Annotated in this window: 21 protein-coding genes and 1 tRNA gene; 6 read left to right on the plus strand and 16 right to left on the minus strand. The window is 70.3% G+C overall.

From position 1 onward, the window contains the following. The first annotated feature begins 78 nt into the window (after positions 1 to 78). Positions 79 to 1,110 carry an NADP-dependent oxidoreductase gene (locus AB1K54_RS08435; RefSeq protein WP_371202306.1) on the plus strand — a complete coding sequence of 344 codons (1,032 nt, stop codon included), beginning with the start codon at positions 79 to 81 and terminating at the stop codon, positions 1,108 to 1,110. An 88-nt stretch (positions 1,111 to 1,198) separates the two neighbouring features. Here the strand turns inward: AB1K54_RS08435 and AB1K54_RS08440 are convergent, their stop codons facing one another. Beyond that, entirely contained in the window at positions 1,199 to 2,083 is an 885-nt protein-coding gene (locus AB1K54_RS08440) for a LysR family transcriptional regulator ArgP (protein ID WP_371202307.1), read from the minus strand. Positions 2,084 to 2,157: 74 nt separating this feature from the next. On the opposite strand from AB1K54_RS08440, the gene AB1K54_RS08445 reads away from it, so the two are divergent. Continuing rightward, a complete protein-coding gene (locus AB1K54_RS08445; protein WP_371202379.1) occupies positions 2,158 to 2,862 on the plus strand; it encodes a LysE/ArgO family amino acid transporter in 705 nt (234 codons plus the stop codon). Here AB1K54_RS08445 and AB1K54_RS08450 read toward each other — a convergent pair. Continuing rightward, the gene (locus tag AB1K54_RS08450) at positions 2,840 to 3,211 is read right to left on the minus strand and encodes an iron chaperone (protein ID WP_371202308.1); all 372 of its coding nucleotides are present in this window, start codon (positions 3,209 to 3,211) and stop codon (positions 2,840 to 2,842) included. The genes AB1K54_RS08445 and AB1K54_RS08450 overlap by 23 nt on opposite strands. Before the next feature lie 60 nt (positions 3,212 to 3,271). Here AB1K54_RS08450 and AB1K54_RS08455 point away from each other — a divergent pair, with 60 nt between their 5' ends. Further along, positions 3,272 to 3,547 (plus strand): acylphosphatase, encoded by a 276-nt coding sequence (locus tag AB1K54_RS08455; protein WP_371202309.1) that lies wholly within the window; start codon positions 3,272 to 3,274, stop codon positions 3,545 to 3,547. A 125-nt stretch (positions 3,548 to 3,672) separates the two neighbouring features. Here AB1K54_RS08455 and AB1K54_RS08460 read toward each other — a convergent pair whose 3' ends face one another. The 8 genes from AB1K54_RS08460 to AB1K54_RS08495 form a co-directional block, all read right to left on the minus strand. Next, positions 3,673 to 4,713 carry an NAD(P)H-dependent flavin oxidoreductase gene (locus AB1K54_RS08460; protein ID WP_371202310.1) on the minus strand — a complete coding sequence of 347 codons (1,041 nt, stop codon included), beginning with the start codon at positions 4,711 to 4,713 and terminating at the stop codon, positions 3,673 to 3,675. Between the two features lie 110 nt (positions 4,714 to 4,823). Further along, positions 4,824 to 5,801 (minus strand): aldo/keto reductase, encoded by a 978-nt coding sequence (locus AB1K54_RS08465; RefSeq protein WP_371202311.1) that lies wholly within the window; start codon positions 5,799 to 5,801, stop codon positions 4,824 to 4,826. A 125-nt stretch (positions 5,802 to 5,926) separates the two neighbouring features. Next, positions 5,927 to 6,619 carry a 50S ribosomal protein L1 gene (gene rplA / locus AB1K54_RS08470; protein ID WP_371202312.1) on the minus strand — a complete coding sequence of 231 codons (693 nt, stop codon included), beginning with the start codon at positions 6,617 to 6,619 and terminating at the stop codon, positions 5,927 to 5,929. Positions 6,620 to 6,633: 14 nt separating this feature from the next. After that, entirely contained in the window at positions 6,634 to 7,065 is a 432-nt protein-coding gene (gene rplK / locus AB1K54_RS08475) for a 50S ribosomal protein L11 (RefSeq protein ID WP_371202313.1), read from the minus strand. A 142-nt stretch (positions 7,066 to 7,207) separates the two neighbouring features. Beyond that, complete coding sequence (gene nusG, locus AB1K54_RS08480) at positions 7,208 to 8,239, minus strand: transcription termination/antitermination protein NusG (RefSeq protein WP_371202314.1); 1,032 nt, start codon at positions 8,237 to 8,239, stop codon at positions 7,208 to 7,210. A 59-nt stretch (positions 8,240 to 8,298) separates the two neighbouring features. Beyond that, the gene (gene secE / locus AB1K54_RS08485; RefSeq protein ID WP_371202315.1) at positions 8,299 to 8,568 is read right to left on the minus strand and encodes a preprotein translocase subunit SecE; all 270 of its coding nucleotides are present in this window, start codon (positions 8,566 to 8,568) and stop codon (positions 8,299 to 8,301) included. 73 nt (positions 8,569 to 8,641) lie between these two features. Then, positions 8,642 to 8,714, minus strand: a tRNA-Trp gene (locus tag AB1K54_RS08490). A gap of 156 nt (positions 8,715 to 8,870) precedes the next feature. Beyond that, positions 8,871 to 9,305, minus strand: coding sequence for a pyridoxamine 5'-phosphate oxidase family protein (locus AB1K54_RS08495; protein WP_371202316.1), 435 nt, complete (start codon positions 9,303 to 9,305; stop codon positions 8,871 to 8,873). An 85-nt stretch (positions 9,306 to 9,390) separates the two neighbouring features. Here AB1K54_RS08495 and AB1K54_RS08500 point away from each other — a divergent pair, with 85 nt between their 5' ends. Next, positions 9,391 to 10,020: a hypothetical protein gene (locus tag AB1K54_RS08500; RefSeq protein WP_371202317.1), complete on the plus strand. Its 630-nt coding sequence runs from the start codon at positions 9,391 to 9,393 to the stop codon at positions 10,018 to 10,020. On the opposite strand, the gene AB1K54_RS08505 is transcribed toward AB1K54_RS08500, so the two are convergent. From AB1K54_RS08505 to gabT, 5 genes are all read right to left on the minus strand, one after another. After that, entirely contained in the window at positions 10,021 to 11,385 is a 1,365-nt protein-coding gene (locus AB1K54_RS08505) for an NAD-dependent succinate-semialdehyde dehydrogenase (protein ID WP_371202318.1), read from the minus strand. It abuts the gene before it with no gap. A gap of 21 nt (positions 11,386 to 11,406) precedes the next feature. Continuing rightward, positions 11,407 to 12,996 (minus strand): APC family permease, encoded by a 1,590-nt coding sequence (locus AB1K54_RS08510; protein WP_371202319.1) that lies wholly within the window; start codon positions 12,994 to 12,996, stop codon positions 11,407 to 11,409. After that, positions 12,993 to 13,904, minus strand: a complete 912-nt coding sequence (locus AB1K54_RS08515; RefSeq protein WP_371202320.1) for a universal stress protein — start codon at positions 13,902 to 13,904, stop codon at positions 12,993 to 12,995. The genes AB1K54_RS08510 and AB1K54_RS08515 overlap by 4 nt, the downstream gene beginning before the upstream one ends. Then, positions 13,901 to 15,259, minus strand: a complete 1,359-nt coding sequence (locus AB1K54_RS08520; RefSeq protein ID WP_371202321.1) for a flavin monoamine oxidase family protein — start codon at positions 15,257 to 15,259, stop codon at positions 13,901 to 13,903. Before AB1K54_RS08520 ends, AB1K54_RS08515 begins: the two co-directional genes overlap by 4 nt. 160 nt (positions 15,260 to 15,419) lie before the next feature. Next, positions 15,420 to 16,778: a 4-aminobutyrate--2-oxoglutarate transaminase gene (gene gabT, locus AB1K54_RS08525; protein WP_371202322.1), complete on the minus strand. Its 1,359-nt coding sequence runs from the start codon at positions 16,776 to 16,778 to the stop codon at positions 15,420 to 15,422. A gap of 90 nt (positions 16,779 to 16,868) precedes the next feature. Here gabT and AB1K54_RS08530 point away from each other — a divergent pair, with 90 nt between their 5' ends. Beyond that, positions 16,869 to 18,404: a PucR family transcriptional regulator gene (locus tag AB1K54_RS08530; RefSeq protein ID WP_371202323.1), complete on the plus strand. Its 1,536-nt coding sequence runs from the start codon at positions 16,869 to 16,871 to the stop codon at positions 18,402 to 18,404. Positions 18,405 to 18,480: 76 nt separating this feature from the next. Here AB1K54_RS08530 and AB1K54_RS08535 read toward each other — a convergent pair whose 3' ends face one another. Next, positions 18,481 to 19,965: a helix-turn-helix domain-containing protein gene (locus tag AB1K54_RS08535; RefSeq protein ID WP_371202324.1), complete on the minus strand. Its 1,485-nt coding sequence runs from the start codon at positions 19,963 to 19,965 to the stop codon at positions 18,481 to 18,483. A 292-nt stretch (positions 19,966 to 20,257) separates the two neighbouring features. Here AB1K54_RS08535 and aceB point away from each other — a divergent pair, with 292 nt between their 5' ends. After that, complete coding sequence (aceB, locus tag AB1K54_RS08540) at positions 20,258 to 21,922, plus strand: malate synthase A (protein WP_371202325.1); 1,665 nt, start codon at positions 20,258 to 20,260, stop codon at positions 21,920 to 21,922. The last annotated feature ends 101 nt before the right edge of the window (positions 21,923 to 22,023 follow it).

Consider the following 22,023-nt stretch of genomic DNA (forward strand, 5'->3'; position numbering starts at 1 on the left):
ACGCATGAGACATACTGCGGGTTGACTGTTCGACGGGCGATGACAGCCTTCGCCGCACTGCCTCGGAAGGAGCGACCGATGAGATTCCGGCCGCTGCGAACCGCATCAGCCCCCCACTCCACCGCCGTGACGGTGAGCGACCCACCCCGCCACATGCGCGCCGTGGTGTTCGACGCCCCCGGCGACGCGGGAGCGCTGCACGAGGCATCCGTCGCCGTGCCCTCCCCTGTGCTCAGCGAACTGCTGGTGCGCGTGGTCGCGGCGGGGATCAACCCGATCGACGCCAAGACGCGCGGCGGAGCCGGCGCGTCGAGCGCGATCGGCGCGTACCCGGCGACGCTCGGGTTCGACTTCAGCGGGATCGTGGTGAAGTCGCCATACGAGTCGCACCCGCTGCAGCCCGGCACCGAGGTGTTCGGCATGGTGCCCTTCCCACGGTCGGGCGGCACGTACGCCGAATACATCGTCGTGCCCTCGCTGTCGGTAGCCCGAAAGCCCACGTCGCTCTCGCACGTCGAAGCGGCAGGCGTGCCCCTCGCCGCGCTCACCGCGTGGGGACTCGTCGTCGAGACGGCCCACGCGCACGAGGGCCAACGGGTGCTCATCCACGCCGGAAGCGGCGGTGTCGGGCACTTCGCGGTGCAGTTCGCCGCGTACTTCGGCGCCCACGTGACCGCGACCAGTTCGGCCCGCAACGCCTCGTGGCTGCGCGAGCTCGGGGCATCCGTCGTCATCGACTACGCGACCACCCGCTTCGAGGACGCGCTCGGCGACGTGGACGTCGTGATCGACCTCGTCGGCAACGTGCGCGACGACACCGGCACGCGATCGCTGTCGGTGCTGCGCCCCGGCGGCCTGTACATCCTCGTGCCCACCGGCGGCTGGCCGGGGTACGTCGAAGCGGCTGCGGCTTCGGGCGTGCGCGCGACAGGGTACAAGGTGATCCCCGACGGCGGCGCGCTCGCGACGATCGGGCGGCTGCTCGACTCCGGCGCGGTGCAGGTCTACGTCGACCGGGTCTTCGACCTCGGCGAGGCCGCCGCCGCCCACGTGGAACTGGAGCGCGGCCACACCCGCGGCAAGATCGTGCTGCAGGTCAGCGCCGACTGAGGCAGCGTCCCGCGGCATGCGCCGCGGCTGTGCCGGGCGAGCCGCGACCCTGGGCGAGCGGGGCGGCGAGCTCGCGGGCGAAACTGGGCTACGCGGCCAGCACGCGACGGCCCTCGGTGAGGACCTCGGCCGCGATGGCCTCGAGCAGCGGCGAGCGCAGGTTCCACTGCTGCCAGTGCAGCGCGACGTCGACGGGCGGCCCGCCGAGGCGCACCAGCCCGCCCGAGGCGAGCTCGCCGGCGGACTGGAGCCCGGGGAGCAGCCCCCACCCGAGCCCGAGCTTGATCGCCGTCGCGAAGTCGTTCGACGCCGGCACGTAGTGCCGGGGTGGCCTCGACGGATCGACGCCCTGCGCGGCGAGCCACTGCGACTGCAAGTCGTCCCGCCGGTCGAAGTCCACGACGGGCGCCGCCGCGAGGGCGCCTTCCTCCGCCAGCCACCGATCGACGAAGCCCGGCGTCGCCACAGCCTCGTAGCGCATCGTGCCGAGCGTGCTCACGCGGCAGCCGGCGACCGGCGTCGCGCGCGACGTGACCGCGCCCATCACGGTGCCCGACTCGAGCAGCCCCGCGGTGAAGTCCTGATCGTCGCGGTGCAGTTCGAACACGACCGGCAGCCGTTCGGTCAGGCGCGCGAGCGGCGCGAGGAACCACGTCGCGAGCGAGTCGGCGTTGACCGCGAGCGGCACCGCGACGAGCGCGCCCGCGTCTTCGGCTCCGACACCGAGCTCGGCCAGAGCGTCGTGTTCGAGCAGCGTGAGCTGGCGCGCCAGCCGCACGATCGCCGCGCCCGCCTCGGTCGCCCGCGCGGGCTTGGACCTGACCAGCACCGTGCGGCCGAGCTGCTCCTCGAGAGCCTTGATGCGCTGGCTGACGGCCGACGGCGTGAGGTGCAGACGCCGTGCCGCGGCATCCAGCGTGCCCTCGTCGACCACGGCGGCGACGGTCTCGGCCAATTCGAACGGAATCCGCATCAACAGTCATGCTAATGGTCCTGAAGAATCATGAGCTGGTTTGATGAACGGATGCCTCGTACCCTCGAGTCGTGATCCCCACCGCGCTCGCCGGACTCGGCCTCGGCCTCTCGCTCATCGTGGCCATCGGCGCACAGAACCTCTTCGTGCTGCGCCAAGGGCTGCGGCGCGAGCGCGTGCTCGTCGTCGCCGCGATCTGCGCGGCCTCCGACGCGGTGCTCATCGCGCTCGGGGTCTCAGGCGTCGGCCTGGTGCTGCACGCCGTGCCGTGGGTGATCGAGGTCGTGCGGTGGGCGGGCGCGGCGTTCCTCGTCGTGTACGGCGCGCTCGCGCTGCGCCGTGCGGTCCGCCCCACCGGCGAAGTGCTCGACGCAGACGGCGCGGCCCGGCGGACCGCCGGCGCCGGTGAGGTCCACGCCCCGGACGGCGCACCGCAGCCGTCCGCGCCCGCTCCGGGCGAGGCATCCGTCGTCATGACCCGCACCCGCGCCCGACTCGCGCCCATCGTGCTCACGTGCCTCGCGCTCACGTGGCTGAACCCGCACGTGTACCTCGACACGGTGTTCCTGCTCGGCACGGTCGCCGCCACGCATGGCGATCTGCGCTGGGTGTTCGCCGCCGGGGCGATGTCGGCGAGCGGGCTGTGGTTCTTCGGCCTCGCGCTCGGCGCGCGCTACCTCAGCCGGTGGCTGTCCACGCCGCGCGCGTGGCGGATCCTCGACGCGGTGATCGCGGTGGTGATGTTCGCGATCGCGGTCAGCCTCGTGCTGCCTTCCTGATCGAGGGGTCGTCGATCTCGGAGCGGCGCGCCTCGACGATCGCGCGGATCGCGTCGTCGGGGAGCGGCCGCTCCGGCTGGAACCGGATCGTGCCCTTGTCGAACTCGAACCCCTCGAGCGACGCCGCGATGCGCTCGGGCACGAGCCCCGAGAACGGGTACACGCCGATGTGCTTCTTCGTGCGCATGACCGAGATCAGCGCCTTGCCGCGATACAGCAGCGCCGGCATCCCGTAGCTCTTGCCCTGCTCGGTGCCCGGGATCGTCTCGCGCACGACGTCGAACACGTGGCTCACCACCGCGCGGTCGTGTGGATCGAGCGAGGCCAGGTAGTCGTCGACGGTGCCCATGCGGGTCATCCTGTCATCGGGGCGTCGCGGCCGGTAGGGCGGGCACGGCACGATAGGGGCATGAGACGGGTGCGTGTCGTCGTGACCGGCGAGGTCCAGGGGGTCGGCTACCGCTACACGATGCGCCTGGTCGCCGGCGACGCGGGTGTGGCCGGGTGGGTGCGCAACCGCCGCGACGGCAGCGTCGAGGCCGAGGTCGAGGGAACCCCCGACCAGGTCGACGAGGTGCTCGCCTGGATGGCCGGGGGCCCGCCCGGCTCGCGCGTCGACACGGCACGGGTGACCGATGCCGCGCCCACCGGCGCGCGGGGCTTCGAGGTGCTGCCCACGGCGTGACCCGGGCCCCGCCTGCAGAACTCCTCCGTTTCGCGGCGGCGCCTCGCGGAAGCCGCGGATTCCTGCGGCCGCCGGGGCGCGCGCGAGCGGATTGGAGGAGTTCTGCAGCCGCCGCGGCCGACACCTCAGCCCGAAAGACCCGCGGCGAGCTCGGCGAACACGTCGGCGGCGCGGTCGTAGCGGGCCAGCGCGGCGCCCTGCCCGGCCCACAGCGACAGCAGCTCGCCCTCATCGCGGCGGCCCGCTGCGGCGCGGAACTGCCCGGTGAGCCAGTTCTGCGCGGGAAACGGCAGGATCGCGTCGGCCTCGAGGGCGCGCATCGCGCGATTCGGAATGCCGCGGGCCAGCCGCCCGCTCATCGCGCGCGTCAGCACGGTGGTCGTATCGGATGCCGCGGCGATCGCCGCGCGATGCGACGGCGGGGCCGCCGACTCGGCCGTGCGCAGGAACGCGGTGCCGACCTGCACGCCCGAGGCGCCCAGCGCGAACGCGGCGGCGACACCGCGGCGATCGGCGATGCCGCCTGCCGCCACGACCGGCGCGCGCACGGCGTCGACGATCTGCGGCACGAGGGCGAATGTGCCCACGAGCGACGCCTCGGCCGGCGCGAGGAACGACACCCGGTGACCTGCGGCCTCCATGCCGGTCGCGACGATCGCGTCGACGCCGGCCTCGTCGAGCGCGACGGCTTCGGCGACGGTCGTGGCGGTGCCGATGATCCGGATGCCCCGCCCCCGCGCACGATCGACGAGGGGCGCCGGCGGCACGCCGTAGACGACGCTCAGCGCCGCGGGCGCGGCATCCAGCACCGCCTCGATCTGCTCGTCGATGTCGGGCAGGAACGCGGCGGGCGGGGCCGGGACGGGCACGCCGACCTCGTCGAACACCGGCGCGAGCGCGGTCAGCGCCGCGTCGAGCGCGACGCTGACCGGACGCACCTCGTCGCCGGTCGGCAGCCACAGGTTCACCGCGAACGGACGGCCGGTGGCCGCGCGCAGCGCCGTGATCGTGTCGTGGATGCGCTCCGGCGCGTAGCCGTAGAGCCCGTAGGACCCGAGCCCGCCGAGGTCTGAGACCGCTGCGGTCAGCGCGACCGACGACAGGCCCCCGAATGGGCCGAGGACGATGGGGGCGTCGATGCCGAGCACGGCGGCGAGGGAGTTCACGGCTCGACGCTACTGCGGCGGGGCATCCGTCGTCGTTCGGTTACGCGTCACACGTCCAGCGCGATGTCCGTGTTCTCGAGGTGTTCGAGGTGCCCTCGAAGCTGGCGGCCTCAGAAACCCTCGGGCAGCCTCGGCGTGTAAGGCTCCTCGAGCCGCGAGACCTCGTCGGCGGTGAGCTCGAGGTCGACCGCGGCGATCGCGTCCTCGAGATGGTGGGGCTTGGTGGCGCCCACGATCGGCGCCGACACGGCAGGCTTCGACAGCATCCATGCGAGCCCCACCTGGGCGCGCGAGACCCCGCGCTCGGCGGCGATCGCACCGACCGCCTCGACGATCGCCCGATCGGATGCCTCCTGCTGGTGGTACAGCGTGCCCCCGAACTCGTCCGTCGCGGTGCGCGCGGTCTCGGTGCCCCACTGACGGGTCAGGCGCCCGCGCGCGAGCGGGCTCCACGGGATCACGCCGACGCCCTGGTCGAGGCAGTACGGGTGCATCTCGCGCTCCTCCTCGCGCATGAGCAGGTTGTACTGGTCCTGCATCGAGACGAAGCGCGTCCAGCCGTTCAGGTCGGCGGTGTGCTGCAGCTGCGCGAACTGCCACGCGTACATCGACGACGCCCCGATGTAGCGGACCTTGCCCGACCGCACGGCGTCGTGCAGGGCCTGCATGATCTCGTCCATGGGGACGTGCGGGTCGAGGCGGTGGATCTGGTACAGGTCGATGTAGTCGGTGCCCAGGCGCCGCAGCGACGCGTCCAGCTGCGTGAGGATCGCGCCGCGCGACAGGCCCGCGTCGTTCGGGCCCGGACCCATGCGCATGTTCACCTTGGTCGCGATGATCGCCTGGTCGCGCGTGGTGAACTCACGCAGCAGCGCGCCGGTGATCTCCTCGCTCGTGCCGAGTGAGTACACGTTCGCGGTGTCGAACGTCGTGATGCCCGCCTCGACCGCGCGGCGGAAGAACGGCCGCGACTCGTCGATCCCCATCGACCAGCCGTGCGCGCCGGTGCCGGGGTCGCCGTAGCTCATGCAACCGAGGATGATGCGCGAGATGCGCAGACCCGAACCGCCCAGGCGTGTGTACTGCATCGTGGTGGGGTTCCTTCCCGTGCGGTGCCGCCGGGCGCGGCATCCGCTCTCCATCCTGCCGTGGACGACGAAGGAGGGGCCCCGCCGAAGCGGAGCCCCTCCTGTACGACTCTTACTGAGCGGGATCAGACGAGCGCGTTGACGTCCAGCGGGATGCCGGGGCCGAACGTGGTCGACACGGCGCCCTTCTGGATGTAGCGACCCTTCGAGCTGGAGGGCTTCAGACGCACGATCTCATCGACCGCGGCACGGAAGTTCTCGTCGAGCTGCTCGGCCGAGAACGAGGCCTTGCCGACGACGAAGTGCACGTTCGCGTGCTTGTCGACGCGGAATTCGATCTTGCCGCCCTTGATCTCTTCCACGGCCTTGGCCACGTTGGGGGTCACGGTGCCGGTCTTCGGGTTCGGCATCAGGCCACGAGGACCCAGCACCTTGCCCAGGCGACCGACCTGGCCCATCAGCTCGGGCGTCGAGACGGCCGCGTCGAACGCGGTCCAGCCTGCGGCGACCTTCTCGATGAGCTCGGCGCCGCCGACCTCGTCGGCGCCCGCGGCGATCGCGGCCTCAGCGGCCGGACCCGTCGCGAACACGATGACGCGGGCGGTCTTGCCGGTGCCGTGCGGGAGGATGACGGTGCCGCGCACCATCTGGTCGGCCTTGCGCGGGTCGACGGCGAGCTTGAGCGCGACCTCGACGGTCGAGTCGAACTTCGCCGAACCGGTCTGCTTCGCCAGGGCGACAGCCTCGGTGGGCGTGTAGAACTTGTCAGCCGCGATCTTGGCGGCGGCGGCCTGGAAGGCCTTCGACTTGGTAGCCATGTTCGTTATTCCCCTCAGTCCTCGACCGTGATGCCCATGGAACGGGCGGTGCCGGCGATGATCAGCGAGGCGGCCTCGATGTCGTTCGCGTTCAGGTCGGGCATCTTCTGCTCGGCGATCTGACGGACCTGGTCCTTGGTGAGCTTGGCGACCTTCACCGTGTGCGGGGTCTTCGAGCCCTTCTGCACACCGGCGGCCTTCTTGATGAGCTCGGCGGCCGGCGGGGTCTTGAGGATGAACGTGAAGCTGCGGTCCTCGTAGACGGTGATCTCGACGGGGATGACGTTGCCGCGCTGCGACTCGGTCGCGGCGTTGTACGCCTTGCAGAACTCCATGATGTTGACGCCATGCTGACCGAGCGCGGGGCCGATCGGCGGCGCCGGGTTGGCTGCACCGGCGTTGATCTGAAGCTTGATCAGGCCGGTCACCTTCTTCTTCGGTGCCATTTCTTTCCTTCTTTCGAGCGCCTCCGTGAAGCCACGGCGGGCGCGCTTCCACACACCAGGCGATTCCTGGCAGTGGTGGGGATCGTCGCGCGACAGGCGCGCAACCTCTTGATTCTACCGGATGCCGCAGCATCCGTGATTTCTAGAGCTTGGTGACCTGGTCGAAGGACAGCTCCACGGGGGTCTCGCGCTCGAAGAGCGAGACGAGCACGGTGAGCTTGCCGCTCTCGGGCTTGATCTCGCTGATCGTGCCCGGCAGGCCCGCGAACGAGCCTTCCTTGATCGTGATGGTCTCGCCGACCTCGAAGTCGACCTCGGCCGGGATCGTGCGGGCCACGGCCTGCGCACCCTTGGCCGCGCCGCCCTTGGCGGGTGCGGTCTCCTTCACCTCGACGAGCGACTTCAGCATGTTGAAGGCCTCTTCGAAGCGCAACGGGGTGGGGTTGTGCGCGTTGCCGACGAAGCCCGTGACGCCGGGCGTGTGGCGCACGACCGACCAGGTGTCCTCGTTGAGTTCCATGCGCACGAGCACGTAGCCGGGGATGCGGACGCGCGTGACCATCTTGCGCTGCCCGTTCTTGATCTCGACGACGTCCTCCATCGGGACCTCGATCTGGTAGATCTCCTCCTCGACCTCGAGCGTCGACTTGCGCTGCTCGATGTTGGCCTTGACCTTGCGCTCGAAGCCCGCGTACGAGTGGATGACGTACCACTTGCCCGGAAGCGACCGCAGTTCGGCGCGGAAGGACTCGTACGGGTCGTCGGAGTCGCTGTCGTCACCGTCGTCGAAGACCGGACGGTCGTCCTCGCCGTTGATGTCGGGCCCGTCGTACGGGGCGACCTCGTCGGCCGCCTCGGCGGCGCGGTCGGCCTCCTCGTCGGCGAGCGAGTCGTTCAGCACGGATGCCGCGGCCTCGGCCTCGGCTGCCTCGTCGATGTTCAGAGCGTCGTTCACGATCGCGTCAGCCTCCGGGTCGTCGATGTCGTCAAGGTCCTCGTAGTCCTCGCTGTCGTCGTCGCCCTCTTCGTCGACGACATGGATCGCGAGGTGCTCGGCGGCCTCGACGGACAGTTCCTCGGCCTGCAGAACGTTGCCCTCCTGGGCTTCGTCGTCCTCGCTGGACTGCTCTGCGGCGGTCGCCCAGTCGGCGTCGTCGACATATCTTTCAGACACTTGAGATCTCTTCCTTCGTGGAGGACTGCAGAGCCGGCGGTCCGCATCGCTCCGTGCGTTCAGGCGCCGCCCGGCACTCCGAAGACGACGGTCGTGACCCAGACGAAGAGGACGTCGAGCCCGTAGACGAGGGCCATCATGACGACCACGAATCCGAGGACCACGAGCGTGAACTTCACGAGCTCCTGGCGGGTCGGGGTGACCACCTTGCGCAGTTCGGCGAAGACCTGGCGGATGAACAGAGCGATGCGAGCAAAGACGTTCAGCTTCTTCTCGCGCGAAGCGTCGACCTTGGCGACGACCTCGCCCTTCGGCTCGTCCTGAACCATCGAACCCACCTGACTACCTTTCGTGTGTCGGCTTCCGCCGACCTGCTCTGCCAGCGCACGCACTGGCGACGCGCAGGGCGGACAGGAATCGAACCTGCAACCTGCGGTTTTGGAGACCGCTGCTCTGCCAATTGAGCTACCGCCCTAGAGGCCCGTTCGAGCCCCAGGAGCAGTCGTGTCCGCGGTCTTCCACCGTATCCGTCAAGAGAGGGAGCATGCCCGAACGGGGCGGGCATGGCGAAAGAATGCAGATTTCAACTGCTACACCCAGTGTAGAGCATGCCCGGGGACCGGGCGAACCATCAGTACTGCTGGATGCCGTAGCGGTCGGGCTCGGGGCCGCGGTGGAACCGTCGGCCGGTGAGGGCGTCGGGAATGATCCGCACGTACACGTACTTGAGCGTGGGGATCCAGGGCTTCAGCGGCAGCTCGTCCGCCGCGGCGACCTCGGCGGCCGTGTCCAGGCGATGGGCGTGGCCGCGCACGATCACGCTCCACGCGTACTCGTCCTCGTGGTCGTCGACCTCGAACACGACCTCGTCGTTCACCGTCAGCTCGAACAGCTTGCTGCCCTCGGCCGTGCGGAACACGACGGTCTGCTCGTCGACGACGAAGTTCACGGGAAAGATGTCGATGACCCGCCCCACGTGCGTCACCAGGCGCCCGAGCTCCTGCCCGCCCAGCAGCTCCCAGCATTCCTCGTCCTGCAGCACATCGACCGGCTCGGTGTCGCTCATACACCCATCGTGCCCCGCTCCCGCCGCGCGCGCCACTGTGCGGCTCACTCGCCGGGAGGCTCGCGCGACCGCCTACGATCGGGCCATGACCGTGACGCAGGCGCAGCTGGACGCGCTGTGGGACTTCGGCGACGCCGCCGGGTCGGAGGGCCGGCTGCGCGAGGCCGCCCAGGCGGCGACGGATGCCGCGACCCGGGCCGAGCTCGAGACGCAGATCGCCCGCGCGCTCGGCCTGCAGGGGCGCTTCGACGAGGCCGACGCGCTCCTCGACGCGATCCCGGCCGAGGTCGCCACGGCCGAGGCCGCAGTGCGCGTGCGGATCGCCCTCGAGCGCGGCCGGCTGCGCAACTCGGGCGGAGACCCGGACGGCGCGCTCGCGCTGTTTCGCGAAGCGACCGAGGCCGCGGCATCCGATCTCGTGTTCCTGCGCGTCGATGGGCTGCACATGCTCGCGATCGCCGATCCCGACCGGGCCGAGGCGTGGACGGCCGAGGCGCTTGAAGCGCTCGAGGACGTCGACGACGCGCGGACGCTGCGCTGGCGGGTGAGCCTGCACAACAACGCCGGGTGGGCGCGCTTCGACGCGGGCCGCGTCGCCGAGGCGATCGTCGAGTTCGAGAGGGCGAAGGATGCCGCGACCTGCTGGGGCACGCCCCAGCAGGTCGCATGGGCCGACGAAGCGCTCGCCGAGGCGCGCGCCGCCCTCGGCGGATAGCTACGCGCCGACGCGGATGAGCTTCTTGTTGACGAACTCGTCGGCGGCCAGAAGCCCCATCTCGCGCGAGGTGCCCGAGCGCTTGACGCCGCCGAAGGGCAGCGCCGGCTCGTCGGCGAGGACGAGGTTGACGTACACCATGCCGGCGTCGATCCTGTCGGCCACGCGCGCGGCCTGCTCCTGGTCGGTCGTGAACACGTACGAGCCGAGGCCGAAGGACGTGTCGTTGGCGAGGTTGACCGCCTCTTCCTCGCCGGCGACGCGATAGACCACGCCGACCGGTCCGAAGAACTCCTCGCGATAGGCGTCCATGTCGCTGGTGACCCCGGTCAGCACGGTCGGCGCGTAGAACGCGCCCTCGCGCGTTCCGCCTGCGACGAGGGTCGCACCCTGCGCCACGGCGTTGTCGACCTGGGCCGCCAGGCGCTCGGCCGCCGCCAGCGACGACAGCGGACCGAGCACGGTGTCGTCGGCGAACGGGTCGCCCACCTTGGCTTGGGTCATCGCCGCCGTGAACTTCTCGAGGAACGCGTCGTAGAGGTCGTCGACCACGATGAAGCGCTTGGCGGCGTTGCACGACTGGCCCGTGTTGTCCAGTCGCGCCTCGACCGCGGCCTGCACCGTCTGATCGAGGTCTGCCGTCGACAGCAGGATAAACGGGTCGGACCCGCCGAGTTCGAGGGCCACCTTCTTGAGGTGCTGGCCCGCGAGGGATGCCACGGCTGCGCCCGCGCGCTCGGACCCCGTCACCGACACCCCCTGCACGCGCGGATCGGCGATCACCGCGGCGGCCTGGTCGTTGGTGATGTACAGGTTGACGTATGCGCCCGCGGGCAGGCCCGCATCGTGATAGATCTTCGCGATCGCCGCAGCCGACTCGGGGCACTGCGGAGCGTGCTTGAGCAGGATCGTGTTGCCCACGACGAGGTTCGGCGCGGCGAAGCGCGCGACCTGGTAGTACGGGAAATTCCACGGCATGATGCCCAGCAGCACTCCGAGCGGCGAGCGGCGGATGACCGCCGTGCCGTCTCCGTCGATGTCGAGCGGCTGGTCGCCGGTGATCTTCTCGGCGTGGTCGGCGTAGTACTCGGTGATGTCGGCCGCGAAGTCGACCTCGCCGAGCGCGGCGGCGAGGGGCTTTCCCACCTCGCGCACGATGATCGCGGCGAGTTCGTCGCGCCGCTCGCGGTGCAGTTCGGCGACCCGGCGGATCGCCGAACTGCGCTCGGCCACCGCAGTCGCGCGCCAGGTTCGGAAGGCGCTGGCGGCCGAGGCGATCGCTTCTTGGACCTGCGCATCGGTCAGGGTGTCGTAGGTCGCGAGGGTCTGACCCGTGGCGGGATTGACGACGGCGTAGTCGCTCATGGTTGCTCTCCAGTCGTTGTGTCAGACAGTCTGCCGCGAACGACGGACGCTGGGCGGAGCATCCATCGACAGCGTCTTGCCGCGGAAGAAGTCGGGACGCTTGATCGCCTGCCAGATCATGATCAGGATGCCCACCACGATGATCAGCATGCCGAGGATGAACACGATGCCGATGCCGCCGATCTGGGCGCCCGAGCCGTACGCGGGGTCCATCGAGTCGATGAGCGTCGTGAAGAACAGGATCGCCAGGATGACGCCGCCCACGAGCGGGAACAGGAACGTGAACAAGACGTTCCGCGCCGAGTCGAACCACTGCTTGCGGAAGTACCACACGCACGCGAACGCGGTGAGGCCGTAGTAGAAGCAGATCATCATGCCGAGGGTCAGGATCGTGTCCCACAGGGTGTTCTCGCTGACCACGCGCATGACGGCGTAGAACACCGATGCCACCACCGCCGACACGATCGTGGCGTAGCCGGGCGTGAAGAAGCGGGGGCTGACCTTCGCGAACGAGGGCGGCAGCGCGCCGTAGTGCCCCATCGCCAAGAGCGTGCGGGCAGGGCCGACGAACGTCGACTGCAGCGAAGAGGCCGAACTGGTGAGCACCGCGAGCGACACCAGGAACGCGAGCGGGCCGAGGACCGGACCGGACAGGTGGAAGAAGACGTTCTCCTGAATGGCCTCGTTGCCCAGGCCCAGTTCGCCCGTGCCGACGCCCGCGAACATGATCATCGCCACGGCCAGCAGCAGGTACAGCGACACGATCATCAGCACCGTGATGGTCGCCGCGCGGCCGGGAGTCTTGTCGGGGTCCTTGGTCTCCTCGTTCATCGTGAGGGTGACGTCCCAGCCCCAGAAGATGAAGATCGACAGGGACAGGCCCGCCGCGAACGCGCTGAACGACGTCACTGCGAACGGGTTGAACCAATTGAGGTCGAACGGCAGGTAGTCGAAGCCGTTGCCGCTCACCGCAGCCACGATCGCGGTGACCGCGAAGACCACGAGCACGACGATCTGGAACGTGACCAGCACGTACTGCAGCTTCTGGGTGGTCTGCATGTCGCGGTACGACACGAAGGTCGCGCCCACCATGAACAGCAGGCACACCACGATGTTGATCCACGTGCCGATCGCGAGCGGGCCGGTTCCGGTCGCGATCGTCGCGATGTCAGGATTGCCGGTGATCTGCGCCAGCAGCAGGAACAGGAAGTCGACGGCGACGCCGGCGAGGTTCGAGAGCACCAGGATCGTGGCGACGACGAGCCCCCAGCCCGCGAGCCACCCGACCCAGGGGCCGAACGCGCGCGCCGCCCACGTGAACGACGTTCCGGCGTCGGGCATGCGGTTGTTGAGCTCCCGGTAGCCGAACGCGACCAGCAGCATCGGGATGAACCCGACCAGGATGATCGCGGGGATCTGCTGCCCGACGACCGATGCGGTGGGCCCGATCGCCGCGGTGAACGTGTATGCCGGGGCGATGCACGAGATGCCGATGACGACCGCGCCGATGAGGCCGACCGTTCCCGCGCTCAGGCCCTTGCTTGAGATCTCTCCCGCGTGCTCGCCCGTTGCCGGGGCGATCTCGGGTGTGGCTTTCGCGATTCCGCTCATCGCGGCTCCTCCTTCTGTGCCTGGCCGCTGGCGACGGTGCCGGCGAGCGTGCGGGGCACGACGATCATGGGGACGGGAAGCTCGTGCAGCATCTTCGCCGCGGTCGAGCCGAGGAACAGGCGCCGCTGCTGTGCGAGACGGCTCGAGCCGACCACGGCCAGCTCGCCCGGCTCCCAGCCGATGCCCGAGACGGCCTCCTCGATGCTGTCGCCGTCGGCGACGACCACCTCGGCCTCGATCTGGTCCGGCAGCGCCGCGAGCGCTTGGGTGAGGACCTCTCCGGCGTGCGCGGCGCCGACGACCCGGATCGCGCCGGTCTCGACCCCCGCGGGAAGATCGACCGACACGAGCGAGAGCAGACGAAGCTCGGCGCCGGCGGCCGCGGCCAGGCCCGTGCTCGCCTCGAGGAGCGCCTCGGCGCCGGGGCGCGTGCCGACCGCCGCGGTGACGCGGGTGATGCCGATCGCCGGGTCGAGGCGCCGCGAGCCCTCGGGAGCGAGCGCCACCGGCACCGGCGACGAGTGTAGCAGCTCGGTGGCGACGGTCCCCAGGCGGTGCCGGCCGCGGATGCCGCCGTTGGCGGCCCCCACGACGATGAGGGAGGCCTCGAGCTCTTCAGCCGCATCGATCAGTCCCGCCGCGAAGGACTCGCCGTAGCGGACGTGGGTCGTGCGGGAGGTGGCATCCGGAATCGTTGCCTGCGCCGCTGCCAGCCACGCCGTGGCCTGGTCGTGCAGGTAGCGGTCGTAGCCCGAGTCCGGCGGGGTGATGACGCTGCGGTCCTCGGCAGGGAGCACCACGACGATCGCCAGCTCGCGGCCCGTCGCTGCGGCCAGGCGCGCACCGAGGGCGACGGCGTCGGCGCCGGCATCCGTCGCGGTGTATCCGACGAGGATCGGGCGGCTCATGCGCGCGCCTCCGCGACGATATTCGCCGCGGCCAGGCGCCCCATGCGGATCGCGCCGTCGACGTGCTGGTAGCCGGCGCCCGCGAGGTCGCTCGCGGCGAAGTGGATCGGCCCCACCGGTTCGCGCAGGTCGGCGCCGTAGCGGTGCAGGCCCCCGAGGTCGAAGCTCGCGGCGTACGCGCCGCGCGTCCACTCCTCGCTCCCCCAGTCGCTCTCGTAGTAGACGATCGGGTTCTTGGCCTCAGGACCGAAATAGTGCGACAGCGACTCGAGGATGCGCTCCTTGCGCTCCTGCGCCGACACGCGGAAGACGTCATCGGCGTTGCGGTCGGAGACGAACCCCACGAGCGTCCCGCGCTCGTCGCCGTGGTTGGTGTTGTCGTACGCCTCGTGCGACAGCTCGTACGGGCTGAACGCGGTGCCCGACAGGCCCTGATCCCGCCAGAACGGACGGTCGTAGACCGCGTGCACCTTGACCACGAACCCCATCGACAGGTGCTGGTGGAGCTGGTGGCGCAGGCGTGGCATCGGCGGCACGTACGAGATGCGGTCGTAGAGGTTGGGGGCCAGGGCGAGCACCGCGTAGCGCGCGCGGACGGTCATGCCCTCGGCGATCGCGGTGACGCCGGTGTCGGTGTGCTCGATCGTGCGCACCGGCTGCCCGAGGAACACGTCGTCGCCCAGGCGCTCGGCCAGCAGCAGCGGAACCTGCTGCAGCCCGCCGACGACCCGCTTGTCGAGGATGAAGTCCGCGTCGACGAGGTTCGAGTAGCTGCCCGCGCTGGCCGCCATGAGCAGCGACTGCAGCAGCGAGAACGCGTGCGTGGGCTTGGTGAGCATCGCCGAGCCGGTCGCGAACGCGAGGTTGCGCACCGCCTCGTCGTCGTCGGTCTGGCTGCGCAGCCACGCGTCCCAAGAGATCGTGTCCCACTGGGCCGCCTTCTCGTGTGCCCACGGGCGGTCGGGGTCGATCTCGGCGACCATCGCGTCGAGTCGCTCGGTGATCTCGGCGATCACTCGCTCGGTCTCGGGCGCCACCGGGAACACGTCGCCCGTGAAGCGCGAGAGCGTGCCGTCCGGCCCGATGTAGACGCTGTCGCCGTCGCGGTGGCGGCTGAAGGTCTGCAGCCCCAGCTCGGCGATCGTCTCTGTCAGCGCCTCCTGGTCGGGCGAGATCCACTGGCCGCCGATCTCGAGCATCGCGCCGTCGATCACATCGGTCCACAGCCGTCCGCCGACGCGGTCCCGCGCCTCCAGCACTGCCACAGAGAGCCCGGCCCTCTTCAGTTCGTTCGCCGCGGTGAGGCCGGCGGCCCCCGCCCCGACGATCACGACATCTCGGGTGATCTCGTTCATTTCACTCCTTCGTGTGTGTGCGTGCTGTTGTCGCAGTCCCAGGCGGCCTGGGCTCACGCCTGCGTGTCCCGAAATGCTGGTTGATCGGCCCCCCTGAAGCGGCGATTCGGGACGTGCTTCCGGGGTTGGCAGGACATGAGTGGTGGGTGGATGCTTCGGGTCAGGCGCTCGCGAGCGCGGCCGCGACCACGTCGAGGCCCTCGTGCAGCAGCGCGTCGGGGATCGACAGCGGTGGCAGGAAGCGGATGACATTGCCGTACGTGCCGCAGGTGAGAACGATCACGCCCTCGGCGATGCAGGACTTCGCGACGGCGGCGGTGAGGGCGGCATCCGGCTCGCCCGTCTGGGCGTTCACGAACTCGGCGGCGATCATCGCACCGTGGCCGCGCACGTCGCCGAGGCGAGGGTCTTCGGCCTGTAGGGCGGTGAGGCGCCCTGTGAGGATCGCGCCGACCTGCTGCGCGCGCTCGATGAGCCCCTCGTGCTCGAACACGTCGATCGAGGCGACCGCCGCCGCGCATGCGACCGGGTTGCCGCCGTAGGTGCCGCCGAGGCCGCCGGCGTGCGAGGCGTCCATGATCTCGGCTCGGCCCGTGACGGCCGCCAACGGCAGGCCGCCCGCGATGCCCTTGGCGGTCGTGATGAGGTCGGGAACGATGCCGAACAGCTCGCTGGCGAACATCGCGCCGGTGCGGGCGAAGCCGGTCTGGATCTCGTCGGCGATGAACACGACGCCGTTCTGGCGGCACCACTCCACGAGAGCCGGGAGGAACCCGTCGGCCGGCACGATGAACCCGCCCTCGCCCTGGATGGGCTCGATGATGACCGCGGCGAGGTTGTCGGCGCCGACCTGCTTCTCGATGACCGAGATCGCCTTCTTCGCGGCATCCGCCCCGCTCAGGCCGTCGCGGAACGGGTACGACAGCGGCGCGCGGTAGATCTCGCCCGCGAACGGGCCGAAGCCGCTCTTGTACGGCATCGCCTTGGCGGTGAGTGCCATCGTGAGGTTGGTGCGGCCGTGGTAGCCGTGGTCGAACGCGACGACGGCCTGCTTCTTGGTGAACTTGCGCGCGATCTTGATCGCGTTCTCGACGGCCTCGGCGCCCGAATTGAACAGTGCGCTCTTCTTCTCGTGGTCGCCGGGGGTGATGCGGTTGAGCGCCTCGGCGACCGACACGTACGAGTCGTACGGAGAGATCATGAAGCAGGTGTGGGTGAACTGGGCCACCTGCGCCTGCACTGCGGCGACCACCTTGGGGTGGGCGTTGCCGACCGTGGTCACGGCGATGCCCGACCCGAGGTCGATGAGAGAGTTGCCGTCGGCGTCGACGATCACGCCGCCGCCGGCGGCCACGGCCTCGATCGGTGCGGTGTGTCCGACGCCCGCGGCCACGGCGGCGGATTTGCGGGCGAGGAGCTCCTGCGAACGCGGGCCGGGGATGCTCGTGACCAGGCGCCGCTCCTGCGGCAGGGACGGTCCGCCGAGGGGCGGGGCGGCAACGGTGTCGATCGTGGTCATGCTGGGGAGCGTAGAAGGGCGGATGCGACGACCGCACTCTCCTCGATGTACATTCTCTTCTGCCGGGTGTACACGAAGTACAGGAGATCAATGGTCGTCATCAGTGATTCCCCCACTCTGCGCGCGCTGCTTGCACGCGCAGACCTGCGCCTGCGGCTCGAGGCGGCGCCCGGCGACGAGGACGCCCTGGACCGGCCCATCCGCTGGGTGCACTCCTCGGATCTCGCCGATCCGACGCCCTTCCTGTCGGACGGTCTCGTGCTGCTGACGACCGGGACGCAGTTCGACGGGGCCGACGACGCCGCATACGGCGACTACGCCGCGAGGCTGGCCTCCCGCGGCGTGCTCGCGCTCGGTTTCGGCACCGAGGTGGTGCGCGACGGCATCCCGCCGGGGCTGGTCGAGGCGTGCCGCGCTCGGGGCCTGGCCGTGTTCGAGGTGCCGTACCGCACGCCGTTCATCGCGGTCGCACGGGCCAACGCCGACGCGATCGCCGCCCAGACGTACGCGCGCCAGTCGTGGGCGCTGGCCGCGCAGCGCGCGATCTCGCTCGCGGCGCTGCGCCCCGATGGCCTGGGTGCGACGATCGCCGAACTCGCCAGGCAGCTCGACGCGTGGGTGACGATGTTCGACGCGGCGGGCAACCTCACGCGGGAGCATCCCGTCGGCGCGCTCGACCCGGCCGCGCGCGAGGCGGTGACAGCCGAAGCCGGCGCGGTGCTGCGCCGCGGCGCAGGTGCCGGGTCGTCGCTGCACACCGGCGACATCGCCTTCACGCTGCAGACGCTCGGCCGCGGCGGGCACCTGCGCGGCGCGATCGCGATCGGCACAGGCGACCTCGACCAGGAGAGCCGCAGCGTCGTCACCTCGGTCATCGCGATGGCCGGGCTCGCCCTCGAGCAGAACCAGGGCCTCGAGCGCGCGCGGGCCTCGATGCGCGCCGGCGTCGTGCAGTCGCTCCTGACCGACGACCCCTCGTTCGCCGCCCGCATCGCCCGCGACGTGTGGGGCGGGCTACCGCCTGCTCCGCTCACGGTCGCGGTGACCGATGCCGCGACCGCACGCCACCACGGAGCCGCCGAGTGGCTCGAGCTCAAGGCCTACGAGTCGGGCGGGCGCGTGTTCTTCGGCCGCAGCGAGGACTGCCTCGTGATCGTCGTCGCGGCGGACGAGGCATCCGCCGTGGACGAGTTCGCGAGCGCCTTCGACGCGACCGTCGGCCTCTCGCGCCCGGCGCCGTACTCGGGCTTCTCGGCCGCCGTGCGCGAGGCGCGCGTCGCGCGCGACCGGGCCGCGGCCGCAGGCGACAGGGTGTCGCGGTTCGGCGACTGCGGCGCCGGAAGCGTGCTGTCGGCCGAGCCGTCCGACGAGGCGCGCGCGGTCGCCGTGGCCGTGCTCGCCCCGCTCGACGAGCACGACGCCGAACACGGCACGGCGCTGCGTGAGACGCTTCGCACCTGGCTCGAGCAGGACTGCTCGCACGAGGTGACGGCGCGGGCCCTGGGCATCCACCGTCACACCGTGCGCTCGCGGCTCGCGACCGCGCAGCGCGTGCTCGGCCGCGACCTCGCCTCGTTCGCCGAGCGCGCGGAGGTGTGGGCGGCGCTCAGCATCGCAGGGCGCTGAGGCGCGCGCGGGCGGCGCCGTCGTGACTGCGGGAGATCACCTGATCACGGGCGGAGCAGGAGACGGATGCTTCGGCTCAGCGCGGCGCGTGGGCCTCGAGGAACTCGTACACGTCGGTCGTGTCGACACCGGGGAAGGCGCCCGTGGGCAGGGTCGCCAGCAGCGTCCGCGGCGTGCGGACGTTCGGCCACGAGTTTCCGCGCCAGGCCGCCTCGAGGTCGGCGGGCGCCCGGCGGCAGCACACCTCGACGGAGTGCTTCGAAACGCCGCGATTGTGCGTGTCGCGGCCGAGGAACCAGCGCGTGTCGTCGAAGCGCACGCCCACCGACACCGAGTGCGCCCCCTCGCTCGAAAGCTCCACGCGGGCGGTGCACCAGTACGTGCCGTTGCCGGTGTCGGTGTACTGGTAGTACGGGTTGAAGTGATCCTCTTCGTCGAACACGACGCGCGAGGTCCACCGGCGGCAGCACATCTGCCCCTCGATCGACCCGAGCCGGTCGGTGGGGAAGTTGACGTCGTCGTTCTCGTAGGCCTTCGTGATCGTGCCGGACTCGTGCACCTTGAGGAAGTGCACCGGAATCCCCAGGTGCACGGTCGCGAGGTTCGTGAAGCGGTGCGCGGCGGTCTCGTACGACACCGAGTACGCGTCGCGGAGGTCTTCGATCGAGATGGCGCGGTCGGCCTTGGCGTCCTGCAGGAACGGCACCGCGTGCGCCTCGGGAATCAGCAGAGCGCCGGTGAGGTAGTTCGTCTCGACCCGCTGACGCAGAAACTCGGCGTACGAACGGGGCTCGCGGTGCCCGAGCATCCGGCTCGACAGCGCCTGCAGCACCGCGGTGCGCGGGTCGCCCTTCGCGGCCAGGCGGCTGGAGAGGTACAGACGGCCGTTCTTGATGTCGGCGACGCTGCGCGTGGTCTGCGGCAGATCGCTCACGTAGTGCAGGGTGAACCCCAGGTGAGCGGCAATATCGGATGCCGTTCTCTGCGTGAGCGGACCGCCCGGGTGATCCACGGCGCCGAGGATGCGCCGCGCCTGCTCCTCGAGCTCGGGGAAGTAGTTGTCCTGCGTGCGCATGAGCCCCCGCAGCTCGACGTTCGCCCGTCGCGCCTCTTCGGGGGTCGCCGCGCGCTCGTCGTTGAGCCGCTCGATCTCGCCCTGCAGGGCCAGCATCGCCGAAAGCGCCTCGGTCGGCACGGACTTGCCGACGCGGAAGGGCGGGATGCCGAGGGCCTGGAACGTCTGGCCGCGCATCGCGCGTTCGAGCTTGATCTCCATGCTGGACCGCTCGTCGAGGGGCTCGGCCTCCAGCAGCGCGTCGAGGGTCGTGCCGAGGGCGCGCGCGATCGCCTGCAGCATGGTGAGCTTCGCCTCGCGCCGCCCGTTCTCGATCATCGAAAGCTGGCTCGGCGCGCGGTCGACCGCGGTCGCGAGGTCATCGAGGGTCATCCCGCGCTCGGTGCGCAGCTGGCGGATGCGGCGGCCGATCGTGAGCGCGTCGACCTCGTCGTCTTCGATCGCGGCGTCGGCCGCGGCATCGGTCACCCGTTCGGTCGTCGTCATGGCCGTGTCCCACTTTCTCGCTGTCATGTTTGCGGTCTTCGGCTGCCGAGGTGCATTCAGCAGACATTTCGGGCCGCCCGGAGTGCCGTCGAGTCCTCAGGATGTCACATTTGCAGAAGAACGGCAAAAGTTCACAGCTGAATCGGCCATATCTGGGTCGAATCTTCACCGAGAGTGGACTCACGACCACCCCGAGGATCCAGAACGCGGATCACCGGATGCCTCCACTCAGCACACACGCCGGGACGGGGCATCCCCACCCCCGCACATTCGTTCACAGGAAGGCAGGAAGATGACACCTGCAACCGCCACCCCCATGCGCACCCGCACCGGCCCCATCCCCACCCAGACGCACCAGCCGTCGATCAAGATCACCGGCGCGCTGCGCGACCGCTACGACGAGATCCTCACGCCCGCGGCCATCGCGTTCCTCACCGAACTGCACGACCGCTTCGGCGACCGCCGGCACGACCGGCTCGCCGATCGTCTTCGCCGCCGGTTCGAGATCGGCAACGGACACGACCCGCAGTTCCGCGACGACACCCGTCACATCCGCGAGGACGACCAGTGGCGGGTCGCCGGCGCCGGCCCCGGTCTCGAGGACCGCCGCGTCGAGATCACGGGTCCGACCGACCCCAAGATGACCATCAACGCGCTGAACTCCGGCGCGAAGGTGTGGCTCGCCGACCAGGAGGACGCCACCAGCCCCACCTGGAAGAACGTCATCGAGGGGCAGCTCTCGCTGCGTGACGCGATCCGCGGCGAGCTGCAGTACGTCAGCCCCGACGGCAAGCGCTACGAGGTCACCGCCGACCAGACCCCCACGATCGTGATGCGCCCGCGCGGCTGGCACCTCATCGAGCACCACATCCGCTTCACCGACCGCACGGGTCGCGAGATGGCGGCGTCGGGTTCGCTGGTGGACTTCGGGCTGTACTTCTTCCACAACGCCGAGCGTCTCATCGCGAACGGCCGCGGCCCCTACTTCTACATCGCCAAGCTCGAATCCAGCGAAGAGGCGCGCCTGTGGAACGACGTGTTCACCTTCAGCGAGCAGTACATCGGCATCGCCCACGGCACGATCCGTGCGACCGTGCTGATCGAGACGCTGCCGGCCGCGTTCGAGATGGAAGAGATCCTCTTCGAGCTGCGCGACCACATCGCGGGGCTCAACGCCGGCCGCTGGGACTACATCTTCTCGATCATCAAGAACTACCGCGGGCGCGGCGCCCGATTCGTGCTGCCCGACCGCAGCGAGGTCACGATGACCGTGCCGTTCATGCGCTCGTACACCGAACTGCTCGTGAAGACCTGCCACAAGCGCGGCGCCTTCGCGATCGGCGGCATGAGCGCGTTCATCCCGAACCGCCGCGACCCCGAGGTGACCGCGCAGGCGTTCGAGAAGGTCGCCGCCGACAAGAAGCGCGAAGCCGGCGACGGCTTCGACGGCACATGGGTGGCCCACCCCGACCTGATCCCGATCGCGCGCGCCGAGTTCGACGCGGTGCTCGGCGACCGCCCGAACCAACTCGACCGGCAGCGTCCCGAGGTCGAGGTGGCCGCCAGCGACCTGATCGACATCCACATCGGGCGTCCGGTCACCGCGGCGGGCGTCCACGGCAACGTGTCGGTCGCGATCCGCTACATCGAGGCGTGGCTGCGGGGCCTGGGCGCCGTCGCCATCGACAACCTCATGGAGGATGCCGCGACCGCCGAGATCTCGCGCAGCCAGATCTGGCAGTGGATCCACCAGGACCGCGCCACCGACGACGGCACGCGCATCACCCGCGAGTACGTGGAGGGGCTCATCGAGCAGGTGCTCGGCGAGGTCGAGCGGTCGGACGGCGACCGCTTCGAGGATGCGGCCGAGATCTTCCGCGAGGTGTCGCTCGGGCAGGACTTCCCGGCGTTCCTGACGCTGCCGGCCTACTCGCGCTACCTCGTCGAGAGCGACTGACGCGCCGACGCGGCATCGGTGTCCCGATGTGCGCCACAAGCGACCGCTTGAACGGCGCACATCGGGACACGACACCACTTCTCAGACACGAACACCAAGAC

It is taken from the genome of Microbacterium sp. BWT-B31, assembly GCF_041379855.1.
In the GTDB taxonomy this organism is placed as follows: Bacteria; Actinomycetota; Actinomycetes; order Actinomycetales; family Microbacteriaceae; genus Microbacterium.